Source organism: Serratia sp. PL17, assembly GCF_017832355.1.
In the GTDB taxonomy this organism is placed as follows: Bacteria; Pseudomonadota; Gammaproteobacteria; order Enterobacterales; family Enterobacteriaceae; genus Serratia.
The window spans coordinates 298,539-314,153 of record NZ_JAFIBY010000006.1; the positions used below are offsets into that span (position 1 = coordinate 298,539).

Genomic DNA, 15,615 nt, shown 5'->3' on the forward strand with positions numbered 1-15,615 from the left:
AATGGCATGTTATACACAGGACAAAAAGCGACCTAAGGTTGTTATTGGGATAACTACTGGTTTTACCCTGCTTTTAAGCTTAGTTATCCACAATCGTTCGGGTGATCTTTGTACGAATTAGAGTAAATTAATCCAATTCTTCACCCATTCCTCCGCTGGATCCTCAGGAATTTCGTGTTCAGTCACGTCGATCTCTAGCCGATCGCCGATCCTTTTCGCTCCACGAGCAATCAGAAGATCGTCGATCCGTTGGATCGCACCACAGAAAGTATCGTATTCAGAGCTGCCTAAACCCACTGCACCGAACTGCACCTGGGATAAGTCAGGAAGCTGTTCTTCTATTTGTTCCAGCAGGGGTTGCAGATTATCCGGTAAATCACCGGCGCCGTGGGTAGAAGACACCACCAGCCAACGCCCGGACAGGGTCAGTTCATCCAATTCAGGGCCATGCAGGGTCTCAGTCGTAAAGCCCGCGGCTTCCAGCTTTTCAGCCAGGTGCTCGGCTACGTACTCAGCACTGCCAAGGGTACTGCCACTGATCAGAGTAATGTCTGCCATGAAATGAATGATCCCAACCTTCTCAAAGTGGCAGCATTGTACGCTGTGAATCGGCTGGGATCTACCTGTGGATAATATGGGTATAGTAAATAATTGGCTAAGGAGTGATGGTACGCATGATGGGGTTCTGCAGCGAGATCAGGGTTTCAGTAGACTGGATCTCGTCTATCGTCTGGATCTTGTTGATAAGTACTTGTTGCAACGCATCTATCGAGCGGCACATCACCTTAATGAACACGCTGTAATGGCCGGTGGTGTAATAAGCCTCTACCACTTCTTCCAGGCTTTCGAGCTTTTTCAGCGCGGAAGGATAGTCTTTAGCACTCTTTAATATAATGCCGATAAAACAACAGACGTCGTAACCCAATCGTTTGGGATTTACGTCTACCCGCGCACCGGTGATGATACCGGCTTGTTTCATCTTCTCTACCCGCACATGAATAGTGCCAGGGCTCACTGCAAAATTCTTCGCCAGTTCGGCATACGGTGTGCGTGCGTTCTCCATCAGGGCGTTAAGGATGCCGCGATCGAGATTATCGATCTGATAATTTTCAGCCATTTAATCCCCCACTCATTGCTGATTATTGAATTATTACCGTATCAAAATGAATGATTAAAAGTGAAAAGGCAATATTGATTAGTGGATATTGAATTACGGTGCGGTTCTGTTGCTTAATCAGTGGCAACAGAGACAGATTTATAAGAGATACGGCAATGAAAAAACAGTTTATCCAAAAACAACAACAAATCAGCCTGGTTAAATCCTTCTTCTCTCGCCAATTAGAACAGCAGCTGGGTTTGATCGAGGTGCAAGCACCGATCCTCAGCCGCTTGGGCGATGGTACTCAGGACAACCTGTCTGGCAGCGAGAAAGCTGTGCAGGTAAAGGTAAAAACGTTGCCGGATGCGACCTTTGAAGTGGTGCATTCACTGGCCAAGTGGAAGCGTAAGACGCTGGGCAGCTACGACTTCGGCGCTGGTGAAGGCCTGTATACCCATATGAAAGCGCTTCGTCCGGACGAAGATCGTCTGAGTGCGATCCATTCGGTCTATGTCGATCAATGGGACTGGGAGCGAGTGATGGGCGATGGCGAACGTAGCCAGGATTACCTCGAAAGCACCGTGCGCAGCATTTATGCGGCGATTAAAGCGACCGAAGGTGAGGTCAGCCGCGAATATGGCTTAACGCCGTTCCTGCCAGAACAGATTCATTTCGTGCACAGCGAAACCCTGTTACAACGCTACCCTGAGCTGGATGCCAAAGGCCGCGAACGCGCGATTGCCAAAGAATTGGGCGCGGTATTCTTGATCGGCATTGGCGGCAAACTGTCACACGGTAAATCACACGATGTACGAGCGCCGGATTATGATGACTGGACGACGCCAGCAGCAGACGGCCTGGCCGGTTTGAACGGCGATATTCTGGTATGGAACCCGGTTCTGCAGGACGCGTTTGAGCTTTCATCCATGGGGATTCGTGTTGATGCCGGCGCACTGAAACGTCAGTTGGCGCAAACCGGTGATGAAGACCGCTTAGCACTGGAATGGCATCAATCACTGTTGCGTGGCGACATGCCGCAAACTATCGGTGGGGGTATCGGTCAGTCGCGTCTGGTGATGCTGCTGCTGCAACTGTCTCATATCGGCCAGGTACAATGCGGTGTGTGGTCACCGCAAGTACGCGAAGCGGTCGACGGGCTGTTGTAATTATCAGCGCCGCCAGCGGCGCATCAAACGGCTTTTTAACCCGGTATCAAAGCGCCAGATATGATCGAATATGCGCATGATGCCGGGTTTGCCGTAGCTGGACATGGCCACCGCGTGAAAACGCTGTTGGTGGCTCTGCTGCTGCTGTTTCACCTTCTTTATTACGTCTTCCGGCAACCGCTGGGCGATAAAATCTGAAATGATCACCGCGTCGGCGTCAAACCAACCGCTTTCAGCCATTTTGCTCACCGTGGCGTTCAGGCATGCCGCCAGATCGGTACCGCCGCGAAAGTGTTGACCAAGAAAACGCACTGCTTGCTCAATACCGCTGGCCGCCGTGAGTTCGTAATGCACGATTTGATTGGCGAATAACATGATGTAGCAGCGGCGGTTATCTGCTAACGCAATGCGTAACAGCGCCAGGCAGAAGGCTTTTGCGCACTGTTCATTAAACCCGCCCATGGAACCTGAAGTATCCACACAGACAATAAATGGCCCGCGAGGCTGTTGATCCTGTTGCTGGTGGGTAACCTGACGGATCGTGATCTGTTCCTGCCAGACATCGCCTTGCAGACGATAACTTAACAGCCGTTTTTCCAGCAGCCGGCGATAAAATTCAAACTCCAGCTCTTCAATGCCCAACGTAACCAGCTCGGGCGGCAGCAGACGAAGAATGTCGTCGCTTTGATGAATACCGCTAACTTCCTCAGGCAGCGTGGCCGGCACCTGCACCATCACGCGAAACGGCTCCGGCAGCGCATCCTGTTGCTGCACTGCTTTGGCCTGATAGCTGCGACCAAGCTGCTGCGCCAGCTTTTTCAGCTCGGGCTGTTGCTGCAAAAAGTTGCCGTACTCCACCAGCCGCTGATAGTCACCGCGCTGCAAATGGCCTTTACTCATATCCCACAACCGCCCCGCGGCAGTGTCATTTTCCGACAAGAGCGGCTCTAGCGCGCCACTCAGCGCCAGGCGTTCCTGCAATTCGGCCATCAGTTGTTCACGTTCCTGTTCCAATAACTGATGATGCATCATGGTAGCCTGCAGCGTCAGACTGATACGCCAGCGCTGTAGAAACAGGGTTTGGAAGCTGTCATCCAGCGGATGGTTAGGCAGATCCGCTGCATCCACCAGCGTGCGGGCCTGCTCATAGAAAGGAGAAACCAGTTGGCGCAGTAGGTCCAGGGTGTCATTAAGGTTATGAAAGAACTGGGTGTTGTTTTCTAATTGGCACTGTTGGTAGCGATAAAATTCCTGTGCCAGCGCGGGCGGTACCATGGCCTCATGAAGGCGTTCTTTGAGTTGCAGCTTCCAGCGCGGTAGATCGTTATCCAACGCTCGACGTATTGCGGGAAACTTTTTGAAGAAAACCGTCAGCTGCGGCGCGGCCAGCATGCCGATGATCATCTCCTCGATCAGCTCACCTTCGGTGATCGCTAACAGCAGATCGAGTGTTTCCAGACTGAGCATAATTACTGGCCGCGCATCTGCTGGTGCTGCTGTTTGATTTGTTCCGCCACTTGCAACAGGCTGGCTTCAATTTTTGCCAGGCCAGCCGCGGGGGTAAACAAGCAGGGCTGATGCTGACTGAACAACCGACGTTGCTCCGCCAGGCGCTGCGCCAGTGCGTCCATTTCATCCAGCATCGCCTGGGGTGTTCCGCCGGTCTGTATGCCGGGCAGGGCCAACAGTGAGGGCTGACGGCTAACATCCAACACGGTGAGATGCAGTTGTTCGTCTACTTCCAGATCAATTTGTTGTGCAAAGCCAATGCCATTGAGCTTAGCGCGTACGTCACCGCCTTTTTGCAGCCAGTTTTCCAGAACGCTATTTTCAATACTCAGATGGTTAACCTGAATATCATGCAGTTGCAGTGGTTTTTGCAGTAACAAGGTCAGGGCGCCGGTCCCAAGCGGTGTTGCCAGGGCATACTGCGGTTTCCTGCTGAACATGCCGCCTTTTTTTACTAAGGCGATCGCTCGGCTGTCACTCTGCTGTTGCTGATGCTGCACCCAACGGGTGTGAATCTGTTGAAGTTGAATCAATAACGTTTGCTGTTGATAGGCTGACTCGGTCAGCAACTGGTCAATTTGCTGTTGCAGCAGTTTCAATGAGGTGAGGTCGTGCCACAGGCAGTCTTTCAATAGCATCAGGTCAAGCGGAGCCACGGCATCGCGGCCGCTGAAGAAAGCACAGGCCTGTAACAGCCGAAGTGCTTTTTTCCACCGACGATCGGAGACATAAGGGGCGTGGTCTAATGCATCCAGCCGTTGGCGCAACTGGAAGATCAGTTCAAAGCACGTTTCTGGCAGCTTGATTTTGTCTATCTGTGGCTGCCATTGATGATACTCCTCGTCACTGATGCTCAGCGCTTCCGGCACCGGGTTTTCATTCTCGTTCTGACGACTGACCAGCAGTGAGCGGAAATTCTGTTTGTCCTGCACTTTATCCAACCACAGACGTATCAGCATACGGTCGTACAGGGCTTCCAGGCTGTTATCGGATTCCGGCAGTTCGTTAGAGGCCGTGACCAGCAATCTTAGTGGGATCGGCTCTTCCGCGTTACCGTTACGGAAGCGACGTTCGTTGATCGCCGTGAGTAACGTATTGAGGATCGCCGGGCCCGCTTTCCAGATCTCATCCAGGAACACGATTTCTGCCTCGGGCAGATAACCGGCGGTCAGGCGCTGATAGCGGCCTTCATCTTTTAATGCCTGGATAGACAATGGGCCGAACACTTCTTCTGGCGTTGAGAAACGCGTCATCAGATATTCAAATGAGCGCGCGCTGCGAAAGGCAAATTTTAACCGGCGTGCGATCAGGCTCTTGGCGATGCCGGGTGGGCCAAGCAGAAACACGCTTTCACCGCTTAGCGCTGCCAGCAAACACAGGCGAATTGCTTCCTGTCGTTCATAAAGGCCGCTCTCAAGCGCGTTGCTGAGGCGGGATATCCGTTCTGCCAGAAGTGATGATGGCGCCATATTATTGCCGTGTTGTCCGAGAGTTAGCCAATCTTGGTGGATAATCCGATGATAAACCACCATTATTTTTAATGGTATAGCTTGTTGATTAGTAAAATCTTTCTATTATCAAAAGAGCGGCTGGTTCACATTTTGTTTATTTTTAGGGTCTGATATAAGAGTAGGCAAGCAGTATAAATCGTGCATACTGTGCGCCTTTTAGTGGGCGTAACGGATCTTAGAGCCCGTATCTCTGGCTGATGCGGATGCATCGCTAACGGATGTTCTAATAAAGAAACGAATTATGAGCACAGAGCATAAACAGTCTTTATCGGCGGTAACCCTTGCAGCGATTGGGGTCGTTTACGGTGATATCGGCACCAGCCCTCTCTATACTCTCAGAGAGTGTTTCTCCGGCCATTATGGCTTCGATGTTCGTCCAGACGTTGTTTTCGGCTTCCTGTCACTGATTTTCTGGATGCTGATCGTCATTGTTTCCCTGAAATACCTTACCTACGTCATGCGAGCGGATAACGCCGGTGAAGGCGGTATTCTGACGTTGATGTCATTGGCTGGGCGCCACACGTCGGCGCGCACCACCGCTATATTGGTGATTCTGGGCCTGATTGGTGGCAGCTTCTTCTATGGCGAGGTGGTAATCACGCCAGCAATATCGGTGATGTCGGCGATAGAAGGGCTGGAAATTGCAGCCCCGTCGCTTGATCCCTATATCGTTCCGCTGTCTATCTTGGTGCTGACGGTGCTGTTTGCCATTCAGAAGCACGGTACGGGGAGCGTCGGTAAGCTGTTTGCGCCAGTGATGTTACTGTGGTTTATCGTGCTGGCTGTGTTGGGTGCACGTAGCATTATGGCCAACCCGGAAGTGCTGCAGGCGTTAAACCCGAAATGGGCGCTGAACTTCTTTATTGAATATAAGAAGGTTTCGTTCTTTGCGCTGGGGGCGGTAGTGCTGTCGATCACCGGTGTCGAGGCGTTGTACGCCGACATGGGGCACTTTGGTAAATTCCCTATCCGCCTGGCCTGGTTCACCGTCGTGTTGCCTTCACTGGTGCTGAACTATTTCGGCCAAGGTGCGCTGCTACTGAAAAACCCTGAGGCCATCAAGAACCCATTCTTCCTGTTAGCCCCGGACTGGGCGCTGATCCCGTTATTGATCCTGGCGACGCTGGCCACGGTTATCGCCTCTCAGGCGGTGATCTCCGGCGTATTCTCACTGACGCGTCAGGCAGTACGTCTGGGTTACCTGTCACCGATGCGCATTATTCATACGTCGGAAATGGAGTCGGGCCAAATTTACATTCCGGTGATCAACTGGACACTGTATATCGCGGTGGTATTAGTGATTGTCGGGTTTGAACACTCCAGTAATTTGGCCGCGGCATACGGTATTGCCGTAACTGGGACCATGGTACTGACCAGTATTCTGGTGACCTCCGTGGCGATCAAAAACTGGCATTGGAACCGCTTCTTCGCGGTGGGCATTCTGGTCATCCTGCTGATTATTGACGTGCCGATGTTCGCTGCAAACGCCTTGAAGCTGTTCTCTGGCGGTTGGCTGCCGCTGCTGCTGGCGCTGGTGATGTTCATCATCATGACAACCTGGAAAAGCGAACGCTTCCGCTTACTGCGTCGCATGCATGAGCACGGTAATTCCCTTGAGGCGATGATTGCTTCATTGGAGAAATCACCGCCGGTGCGTGTGCCTGGTACTGCGGTATTTATGTCGCGTGCCATCAACGTGATTCCTTTTGCCCTGCTGCATAACCTGAAGCACAACAAGGTGCTGCATGAGCGGGTGGTGCTGTTGACGCTGCGTACTGAGGATGCGCCTTACGTACATAACGTACGCAGGGTGACTATCGAGCAACTGTCACCGACCTTCTGGCGGGTGGTGGCCAGCTATGGCTGGCGCGAAACGCCGAACGTTGAGGAGGTGTTCCACCGCTGCGGGCTGGAAGGGCTACCGTGCAGGATGACGGAAACCTCGTTCTTTATGTCGCACGAGTCGCTGATTCTCACTAAACGCCCCTGGTATTTGTTCTTGCGTGGCAAGTTGTTTATCGCATTGAGCCGTAACGCGCTGCGCGCGCCAGACCAGTTTGAGATCCCACCGAATCGGGTGATCGAACTCGGCACCCAGGTCGAGATTTAACTCTCCCTCAAGGGCTCAGCAATCGCTGGGCCCTTTCTGTTGATGTTCTCGGTAACACGAGCGAAACGTTTCGATAATGATCACATTTCTGCATTATCCCGGTTGCCTTCTCCTGACGTTTTTTTAAACTCCAGACACAAGCGAAACGTTTCGCTGGCGGAATGAGAAAAAGAAAATGAAAAAAGGCGTGCTGCTGAATGCTGATGTCTCTGCCGTGGTTTCCCGCCTCGGCCATACCGATCAGATCGCCATTTGCGATGCGGGGTTGCCTATTCCAGCGGCAACGCAGCGTATCGATCTGGCGCTGACGCAGGGAGTGCCGACGTTTTTACAGGTGCTCGAGGTGGTGACTCAGGAGATGCAGGTAGAAAGCGCCATTCTGGCAGAAGAGATCATCAAACAAAATCCGCCGCTCCACAACGCATTGTTGGCTCAACTGACCGAACTCGGCCAACATCAGGGCAATACCATTAGCGTGAGCTATATCAGTCACCGTGCCTTCAAAGCGCAAACTGAACACAGCCGGGCGGTGATCCGCAGCGGGGAATGCTCGCCATACGCGAATGTGATCCTCTGTGCCGGCGTAACTTTCTGAGGCGTCTATGCAACCTTTACTGCAACTGAAAGGGATCGATAAAGCCTTTCCCGGCGTGAAGGCGCTTTCCGGCGCTGCGCTCAGCGTTTATCCCGGCAAGGTGATGGCGCTGGTGGGGGAAAACGGTGCGGGAAAATCCACCATGATGAAAGTGCTGACCGGCATTTATAACAAAGACGCCGGCAGTCAGTATTTTCTCGGTAAAGAAGTGGCGTTCAACGGCCCGAAGGATTCGCAGGAAGCGGGTATAGGTATCATCCATCAGGAACTTAATCTGATCCCGCAATTGACGATTGCGGAGAACATCTTTCTCGGGCGTGAGTTTGTCAACCGTATCGGCCGCATCGACTGGAAACGCATGTATGCCGAAGCCGACAAACTGCTGGCGCGGTTGAACCTGAGTTACAGCAGTCACCGGCTGGTGGGTGAACTGTCGATTGGCGATCAGCAGATGGTGGAAATCGCCAAGGTGCTGAGCTTCGAATCGAAGGTCATCATCATGGATGAGCCAACGGATGCGTTGACCGACACCGAAACCGCTTCTTTATTTAAAGTGATCAACGAACTTAAGGCCGAAGGGCGAGGCATTGTTTACATTTCACACCGGTTGAAAGAGATTTTTGAAATTTGCGATGACGTTACGGTATTTCGTGATGGGCAGTTCATCGCCGAACGACCGGTCAGCGAGCTGCAGGAAGATTCGCTGATAGAAATGATGGTAGGCCGCAAGCTGGAAGAACAATATCCGCGTTTGAATCAGCCGCGTGGTGAAAAACGGCTGGAAGTCAGCCAGGTCTCCGGCCCGGGCGTGCATGACGTCAGCTTTACGCTATACCGCGGCGAAATACTTGGTGTTGCCGGGTTGATGGGCGCTGGGCGTACCGAGTTGATGAAAATTCTCTACGGCGCCGCACCGCGTAAAGCCGGTACCGTCAAACTCGACGGACATGAGGTGGTCACCCATTCTCCACAGGATGGCTTGGCAAACGGCATTGTGTATATCTCCGAAGACCGTAAGCGCGATGGCCTGGTGTTGGGGATGTCAGTGAAGGAAAACATGTCGCTGACTGCGCTGCGTTATTTCAGCCGTGCCGGTGGCAGCCTGAAACAGGCCGAAGAACAGCAGGCGGTGGGCGATTTCATCCGCTTGTTCAATATCAAGACACCGTCGATGGAACAGCCGATAGGCCTGCTCTCCGGCGGCAACCAGCAGAAAGTGGCAATTGCCCGCGGCCTGATGACGCGGCCAAAGGTGTTGATCCTCGATGAACCAACGCGGGGGGTCGACGTCGGTGCCAAAAAAGAAATCTATCAGTTAATCAACCAGTTCAAGCAGGAAGGGTTGAGCATCATTCTGGTGTCGTCGGAAATGCCGGAGGTTATGGGCATGAGTGACCGTATTCTGGTCATGCACGAAGGACATCTCAGCGGCGAGTTCCCGATTGAACAGGCCACCCAGGAAGCGTTGATGGCTGCGGCTGTTGGCAAGCAATACGGCGTAAAGCAGGAGTAATCAGATATGAGTTCCCAGAGTGTGGCAAAGCGCTGGTTCAGTAAAGAGTGGCTGTTAGAGCAAAAATCACTGATTGCTCTGCTGGTGCTGATCGCCGTGGTTTCTTCAATGAGCCCGAATTTCTTCACGGTAAACAACCTGTTCAATATTCTGCAGCAAACGTCGGTGAACGCCATTATGGCGGTAGGGATGACATTAGTGATCCTCACTTCCGGCATTGATTTGTCGGTAGGATCGTTGCTGGCATTGACTGGCGCAGTGGCGGCGTCGATCGTCGGTTTTGAAATTAACGCGGTGGTTGCCGTCGCGGCGGCATTGGCATTGGGTGCGGCAGTGGGGGCCTGTACCGGGGTGATCGTTGCCAAAGGCAAGGTTCAGGCATTTATTGCCACCCTGGTCATGATGCTGTTGTTGCGCGGGGTCACCATGGTGTACACCAACGGCAGCCCGGTGAATACCGGCTTTACCGACGTGGCGGATACTTTCGGCTGGTTCGGCATCGGCCGCCCATTGGGGGTTCCAACCCCGATCTGGATCATGGCGATCGTATTTATCGCCGCCTGGTACATGCTGCACCATACCCGTTTGGGCCGTTATATTTATGCCCTGGGCGGTAACGAAGCGGCGACCCGCCTGTCCGGTATCAGCGTCGATAAAGTAAAGATTATCGTCTATTCACTCTGTGGATTGCTGGCTGCGCTGGCGGGCGTGATTGAAGTGGCGCGTTTGTCTTCGGCACAGCCAACCGCCGGTACCGGCTATGAGTTGGACGCCATTGCAGCAGTCGTGCTGGGCGGTACCAGCCTGGCGGGTGGCAAAGGCCGCATTGTTGGCACGCTGATCGGGGCGCTGATCCTTGGCTTCCTGAATAATGGCCTGAATTTATTGGGTGTTTCTTCCTACTACCAAATGATCGTGAAGGCAGTGGTGATACTGCTGGCGGTTCTGGTAGAGAACAAAAGCAACAAATAACCTCCCCCTACAGGAATCACGATGATGAAAATGAAAAAATTGGCAATTCTGGCTTCAGCCTTCGCGCTGAGCGCTACCCTGAGTGCTAACGCACTGGCTAAAGACACCATCGCGCTGGTGGTCTCTACCCTGAATAACCCGTTCTTCGTTTCGATGAAGGAAGGCGCACAACAAGAAGCGAATAAACTGGGCTACAACCTGGTGGTGCTGGATTCGCAAAACAACCCGGCGAAAGAGCTGGCAAACGTGCAGGACCTGATGGTGCAAGCACCTAAGTTGCTGTTGATCAACCCAACGGACTCTGATGCCGTTGGTAACGCTATCAAGATGGCCAATCAGGCCAAGATCCCTGTCATCACATTGGACCGTGTGGCGAGTAAAGGTGACGTCGTCAGCCATATCGCGTCTGATAACCGTGTCGGCGGTAAAATGGCCGGTGATTTTATTGCCAAAAAAGTCGGTGCAGACGCTAAAGTGATCCAGCTGGAAGGGATTGCCGGTACTTCTGCGGCACGTGAACGCGGCGAAGGGTTTAAACAGTCTCTGGATCAGAACAAATTCAAACTGTTGGCTAGCCAACCGGCAGACTTCGACCGCACCAAAGGGTTGAACGTGATGCAGAACCTGCTGACCGCTCATCCAGACGTGCAGGCCGTTTTTGCACAGAATGATGAAATGGCGCTGGGTGCACTGCGTGCTCTGCAAACCGCCGGTAAAACCGATGTGGTCGTGGTAGGCTTCGACGGCACTGCCGATGGCGTGAAAGCGGTTGAAGGCGGCAAACTGGCGGCAACCGTGGCACAGCGTCCAGATCAAATTGGTGTGATCGGCGTAGAAACTGCCGACAAAGTGCTGAAGGGCGAAAAAGTACCGGCCACGATTCCGGTAGATTTGAAACTGGTCACCAAATAAGACACACCCGCGCCATCTTATGATGGCGCGCAATTCAGGAATCAATGCGATGGAAACAGGTAAGCTGGTGGTTCTGGGCAGCATTAATGCCGACCATATCCTCAATATTGAGCATTTCCCACATCCGGGTGAAACGGTGATCGGGAAACAGTATAAGGTGGCGTTCGGTGGCAAGGGCGCTAACCAGGCGGTGGCTGCAGGGCGCAGCGGGGCAGATATCGCCTTTATCGCCTGCGTGGGGGCTGACGATATCGGCGAACGCATCCGCAAACAGCTGGCGACCGATCGCATTGATACCCAACCGATTGAAGCTATTGCCGACAGCACCACCGGCGTGGCGCTGATTTTCGTCAACGCGGAGGGCGAGAATGTGATCGGCATTGATGCCGGCGCCAACGCCGCAGTGACACCAGACTATCTGGCGCGTTACCAGCAAAAGATTGTGGATGCCGATGCGCTGCTGATGCAGCTCGAATCTCCGTTGGAGACCGTTATTGGCGCCGCCAAACTGGCGAAACAGCACCAAACTCAGGTGATCCTCAATCCGGCACCGGCACGTGAATTGCCGGATGAGCTGCTGGCAATGGTCGATATGATCACGCCAAACGAGACAGAAGCCCACCGCCTGACCGGTATTGCGGTCAACAATGACGATGATGCTGCACAAGCCGCCCAGGCTTTGCATGATAAAGGCATTGCCACGGTGATCATCACTCTTGGTAGCCGAGGTGTCTGGCTGAGTGAGCAGGGTAACGGCAAATTGGTGCCAGGTTTTAAGGTCAAAGCGGTAGACACCATCGCTGCCGGTGACACGTTCAATGGCGCACTGGTAACGGCGCTATTGGAAGGGAAAGTGATGGCTGATGCGGTGCGTTTTGCTCATGCGGCGGCGGCGATTGCGGTGACCCGACCGGGCGCACAGCCTTCCGTGCCTTGGCGCGAAGAGATTGATGCCTTTTTGCAGCAGCAGGAGTAACCCCTTTGGCCACCATGAAAGATGTCGCCCGTCTGGCGGGTGTTTCAACCTCGACGGTCTCGCACGTCATTAATAACAATCGCTTTGTCAGCGACAGTGTGCGAGCTAAAGTCATGGCGGCCGTTGAACACCTTAACTATGCCCCCTCTGCACTTGCGCGTAGCCTCAAACTGAATCAGACGCGCACCATCGGCATGTTGGTCACCTCCAGTAACAACCCTTTCTATGCTGAGGTCGTACGCGGCGTTGAACGCAGTTGCTATGAGCGTGGCTACAGCCTGATCCTGTGCAATACGGAAGAGGACGCCGCGCGCATGAATCGCAACATGGAAACACTGCTGCAAAAACGTGTCGATGGTTTGCTATTAATGTGCACCGAGAACCACCGGCCATCGCAAGATGCGCTGAGCCGTTATCCCTCACTCCCTATAGTGATGATGGACTGGGCTCCGTTCGAGGGGGCTAACGACATTATCCAGGACAATTCGTTGCTGGGCGGTGAGATGGCGACCGATCACCTGATCGCCCGCGGGTATCGCAAAATTGCCTGTATTGCCGGGCCACAGGATAAAACCACGGCACGCCATCGGTTAGAAGGCTATCGCCGGGCGATGCAACGCGCCGGGTTGGCTGTCCTGCCGGGATATGAAGTGCACTGTGATTTTGAATTTGAAGGTGGCGTTGATGCCATGAAACAATTGCTGGCGTTGGCTGAGCCACCGCATGCGGTATTTGCCGGTAATGACGCTGTTGCGGTAGGGGCCTATCAGGCCTTGTACCAGGCCGGGTTATCGGTACCGCAGGACATGGCAGTGATGGGCTACGATGATATTGAGCTAGCCAAATACCTGGCTCCGCCACTCAGTACTATTCACCAGCCAAAGGATTCTCTGGGGGAGCTGGCGATCGATGCGTTGATCAACCGCCTGCAAAACCCAGAACGTGACGCTCAGGTTTTGGTTTTAACGCCTGAGCTGGTGGAGCGCGCCTCGGTGGGGTGGCGTTAACCTGAGACCTTTGCCGGTTTCTTTGGGTCTTGGCCGCTGATCAGGTTACGGCCGTCTTTTCTTCTTAATAATAGAAACACAAATGCCGACGCCACGGTGACAATGCCCATGGTAATAAAGGTGTAGTGGAAGTGATCAACCATGGTGCCGAGTGACATCGTTTGATAGAAACGCAGTACCGCCGCACTGATCGCCACGCCGAAGCTAATGGATAATTGTTGCGTGACGGCCAGCACGCTGTTGCCGGAGCTGGCATTGCTGTCGTTCAGGTCAGCCAGGCTGATGGTGTTCATGGCGGTGAATTGCGTAGACATGGCCATTCCCAGCACAAACAGCGGCAGAATCATCAACCACAGCGGCATGCCAGGGCTTTGCAGTGCGAACTGAGCTATCAGTACGCCAATAATGATGGTGATACCAACCAATGTTTTGCGATAGCCAAACCACCGCAGCACTTGAGTGACGGTGGATTTTGCCATCAACGAACCGACGGCTGTCGGTGCCATCATGCAACCGGCAATAATTGCTGAGTAACCAAAACCGACTTGCAGCATCAACGGCATCAAAAACGGAACACAGCCGGTACCAAGGCGTGAGGCAACATTACCGGCAATGCCTACCGAGAAGGTCCGGGTCTGGAATAAATCCAGGCCAATGAGAGGCTGGGGGTGTCTGCGGGCATGGGCGATATAGCCAAACAGCATCACCACGCCGCTGAGCAGAATGCCCAGAGAGATATAGCTGGCCAGGACTTGTTCACCAAACAGCTCCAACCCAGTGGAAACCAGCACCAGGCTCAAACCAAACAACATAAAGCCAATAAAGTCGAAGCGGCGCTTGGGCGTGGTGAAATCCGGCATATATTTGCGTGCATAGAAGATGCCGAGCAGGCCAATGGGGATATTGATAAGGAAAATCCAGTGCCAGGTGGCATAGGTTACCAGCCAACCGCCCAGCATCGGGCCCATGATCGGACCAACCAACCCGGGCATGGTCACGAAGTTCAACACCGGTAACAGTTCGCTGCGCGGGTAGGCGCGTAGCAGCGCCAAGCGTGCCACGGGCATCATCATCGCACCGCCGACGCCCTGAATGACGCGTGACGTCACCAGAACGCTTAACGTCGGGGAAAGGGCGCACAGCAGGGAGCCGAGAGTAAACAGCGAAACCGCGATGATAAACACGCGGCGGGTGCCGAAGCGATCTGCCAGCCAGCCGCTCACCGGGATCAGCATGGCAACCGTCAAGGTGTAGCTGATCACGGCCGACTGCATTGCCAACGGAGAGCGCTCCAGGCTTTGAGCTATTGCCGGTAACGCGGTATTGAGGATAGTGGCGTCCAGCGCCTGCATAAAGAACGCCATTGCGGCGATCCAAGGTAGCCCTGCCATACTGCGCGCGGATTTAATCATTATGAGTCCTGGTTAACCGTCGTATTCGTCCCTTTCATCTTTCTTCTATATATAAGTAGGGAGTGAGCTAGTCTTTTTCTCTGAGCAAAATTTGGCAGGCGGCTAATGCCTCTGCGCTGTCACCGGCGAGTATTGCATCGACGATGGCCTGATGGTGCTGCAGCTTAATCACTTCGTTACCGGTAATGGCACGGAAGTAACTTTGATACACCGAACTGAACAGATTAGCGAACGACGTTAGAAACGGATTGCCGCTGGCCTCATAGATGAGCTGGTGGAACTGGGTATCAACCTGAATCCAGTGTTCGCGATCGAACTGGATATGCAGTGCTCGCATCTCTGCCATCAGTTCAGCCAGCCGGGCGGTTTGCTGAGTGCTGGCATGAGCCGCCGCCAGTGAGCAGGCCTGAGGTTCCAATGAGGTGCGTAGTATAAGGAAGTGTTGCATCACCTGATCGAAGTTCTCTTTGGTCATCCACCAGGTCAGTAAATCCTGATCGAGAAAATTCCATTGGCTTTGCGGCATCACACGGGTACCGATGCGTGGCCGAGGTAACAGCATGCCTTTGGCTGCCAGCATCTTCACAGCTTCGCGTACCGCTGTGCGGCTAACGCCGAATTGTTCACCCAGCTCCATCTCCCCGGGCAGGATACTACCGGCCTGATAATCGCCTGCCAGAATTTGTTGGCCGAGTTTTTCTGCAAGAAGATAAGAAAGATTGCGTTGGGCGGCCTGTTGTTGAGCATTAAATTGCATGGCTGCGATTCCTTTACTGACATTGTTACTCTTATTTTACTCCACGGACCGCCAGCTTTTGTGGCTGTTTACCGGA

General features: G+C 53.4%; 14 protein-coding genes. 8 read left to right on the forward strand and 6 right to left on the reverse strand.

Annotation, left to right across the window (positions count from 1 at the left end):
- Window positions 1-117 precede the first annotated feature (117 nt).
- Window positions 118-558 (reverse strand): FMN-binding protein MioC, encoded by a 441-nt coding sequence (mioC, locus tag JOE25_RS19725; RefSeq protein ID WP_012147574.1) that lies wholly within the window; start codon window positions 556-558, stop codon window positions 118-120.
- 97 nt (window positions 559-655) lie between these two features.
- On the reverse strand, window positions 656-1,117 hold the full coding sequence (gene asnC / locus JOE25_RS19730) for a transcriptional regulator AsnC (RefSeq protein WP_004950461.1): 462 nt from the start codon (window positions 1,115-1,117) through the stop codon (window positions 656-658).
- Between the two features lie 155 nt (window positions 1,118-1,272).
- Between asnC and asnA the strand changes: the two genes are divergently transcribed.
- Window positions 1,273-2,265 (forward strand): aspartate--ammonia ligase, encoded by a 993-nt coding sequence (gene asnA, locus JOE25_RS19735; protein ID WP_209638103.1) that lies wholly within the window; start codon window positions 1,273-1,275, stop codon window positions 2,263-2,265.
- A 3-nt stretch (window positions 2,266-2,268) separates the two neighbouring features.
- On the opposite strand, the gene viaA is transcribed toward asnA, so the two are convergent.
- Both viaA and ravA read right to left on the reverse strand, forming a co-directional pair.
- Window positions 2,269-3,732 (reverse strand): ATPase RavA stimulator ViaA, encoded by a 1,464-nt coding sequence (gene viaA / locus JOE25_RS19740; RefSeq protein WP_209638105.1) that lies wholly within the window; start codon window positions 3,730-3,732, stop codon window positions 2,269-2,271.
- 2 nt (window positions 3,733-3,734) lie between these two features.
- Entirely contained in the window at window positions 3,735-5,243 is a 1,509-nt protein-coding gene (gene ravA / locus JOE25_RS19745) for an ATPase RavA (protein ID WP_209638107.1), read from the reverse strand.
- A gap of 283 nt (window positions 5,244-5,526) precedes the next feature.
- Here ravA and kup point away from each other — a divergent pair, with 283 nt between their 5' ends.
- The 7 genes from kup to rbsR all read left to right on the forward strand — a co-directional run bounded on the left by kup (window position 5,527) and on the right by rbsR (window position 13,370).
- Window positions 5,527-7,395, forward strand: a complete 1,869-nt coding sequence (gene kup / locus JOE25_RS19750; RefSeq protein WP_209638109.1) for a low affinity potassium transporter Kup — start codon at window positions 5,527-5,529, stop codon at window positions 7,393-7,395.
- Between the two features lie 175 nt (window positions 7,396-7,570).
- A complete protein-coding gene (rbsD, locus tag JOE25_RS19755) occupies window positions 7,571-7,990 on the forward strand; it encodes a D-ribose pyranase (protein WP_209638111.1) in 420 nt (139 codons plus the stop codon).
- Between the two features lie 7 nt (window positions 7,991-7,997).
- Window positions 7,998-9,503 (forward strand): ribose ABC transporter ATP-binding protein RbsA, encoded by a 1,506-nt coding sequence (rbsA, locus tag JOE25_RS19760; RefSeq protein WP_209638113.1) that lies wholly within the window; start codon window positions 7,998-8,000, stop codon window positions 9,501-9,503.
- Between the two features lie 6 nt (window positions 9,504-9,509).
- Window positions 9,510-10,475 carry a ribose ABC transporter permease gene (gene rbsC, locus JOE25_RS19765; RefSeq protein WP_037421280.1) on the forward strand — a complete coding sequence of 322 codons (966 nt, stop codon included), beginning with the start codon at window positions 9,510-9,512 and terminating at the stop codon, window positions 10,473-10,475.
- Window positions 10,476-10,499: 24 nt separating this feature from the next.
- On the forward strand, window positions 10,500-11,387 hold the full coding sequence (rbsB, locus tag JOE25_RS19770) for a ribose ABC transporter substrate-binding protein RbsB (protein WP_037421308.1): 888 nt from the start codon (window positions 10,500-10,502) through the stop codon (window positions 11,385-11,387).
- Between the two features lie 49 nt (window positions 11,388-11,436).
- Window positions 11,437-12,363 (forward strand): ribokinase, encoded by a 927-nt coding sequence (gene rbsK, locus JOE25_RS19775; RefSeq protein ID WP_209638115.1) that lies wholly within the window; start codon window positions 11,437-11,439, stop codon window positions 12,361-12,363.
- A gap of 5 nt (window positions 12,364-12,368) precedes the next feature.
- Entirely contained in the window at window positions 12,369-13,370 is a 1,002-nt protein-coding gene (gene rbsR, locus JOE25_RS19780) for a ribose operon transcriptional repressor RbsR (protein WP_209638117.1), read from the forward strand.
- Here the strand turns inward: rbsR and mdtD are convergent.
- The gene (gene mdtD / locus JOE25_RS19785) at window positions 13,367-14,782 is read right to left on the reverse strand and encodes a multidrug transporter subunit MdtD (RefSeq protein WP_209638120.1); all 1,416 of its coding nucleotides are present in this window, start codon (window positions 14,780-14,782) and stop codon (window positions 13,367-13,369) included. The genes rbsR and mdtD overlap by 4 nt on opposite strands.
- 67 nt (window positions 14,783-14,849) lie before the next feature.
- Window positions 14,850-15,539: a FadR/GntR family transcriptional regulator gene (locus JOE25_RS19790; protein WP_209638122.1), complete on the reverse strand. Its 690-nt coding sequence runs from the start codon at window positions 15,537-15,539 to the stop codon at window positions 14,850-14,852.
- Window positions 15,540-15,615: the final 76 nt, after the last annotated feature.

What these genes read in the sequence shown, in the direction of transcription:
- rbsD (WP_209638111.1), top strand. Translation starts at nt 7,571, where the DNA reads ATGAAAAAAGGCGTGCTGCTGAATGCTGATGTCTCTGCCGTGGTTTCC.
- rbsB (WP_037421308.1), top strand. Translation starts at nt 10,500, where the DNA reads ATGAAAATGAAAAAATTGGCAATTCTGGCTTCAGCCTTCGCGCTGAGC.
- ravA (WP_209638107.1), bottom strand. Translation starts at nt 5,243, where the DNA reads ATGGCGCCATCATCACTTCTGGCAGAACGGATATCCCGCCTCAGCAAC.
- asnA (WP_209638103.1), top strand. Translation starts at nt 1,273, where the DNA reads ATGAAAAAACAGTTTATCCAAAAACAACAACAAATCAGCCTGGTTAAA.
- mdtD (WP_209638120.1), bottom strand. Translation starts at nt 14,782, where the DNA reads ATGATTAAATCCGCGCGCAGTATGGCAGGGCTACCTTGGATCGCCGCA.
- rbsC (WP_037421280.1), top strand. Translation starts at nt 9,510, where the DNA reads ATGAGTTCCCAGAGTGTGGCAAAGCGCTGGTTCAGTAAAGAGTGGCTG.
- rbsK (WP_209638115.1), top strand. Translation starts at nt 11,437, where the DNA reads ATGGAAACAGGTAAGCTGGTGGTTCTGGGCAGCATTAATGCCGACCAT.
- mioC (WP_012147574.1), bottom strand. Translation starts at nt 558, where the DNA reads ATGGCAGACATTACTCTGATCAGTGGCAGTACCCTTGGCAGTGCTGAG.
- viaA (WP_209638105.1), bottom strand. Translation starts at nt 3,732, where the DNA reads ATGCTCAGTCTGGAAACACTCGATCTGCTGTTAGCGATCACCGAAGGT.
- rbsA (WP_209638113.1), top strand. Translation starts at nt 7,998, where the DNA reads ATGCAACCTTTACTGCAACTGAAAGGGATCGATAAAGCCTTTCCCGGC.
- kup (WP_209638109.1), top strand. Translation starts at nt 5,527, where the DNA reads ATGAGCACAGAGCATAAACAGTCTTTATCGGCGGTAACCCTTGCAGCG.
- JOE25_RS19790 (WP_209638122.1), bottom strand. Translation starts at nt 15,539, where the DNA reads ATGCAATTTAATGCTCAACAACAGGCCGCCCAACGCAATCTTTCTTAT.
- asnC (WP_004950461.1), bottom strand. Translation starts at nt 1,117, where the DNA reads ATGGCTGAAAATTATCAGATCGATAATCTCGATCGCGGCATCCTTAAC.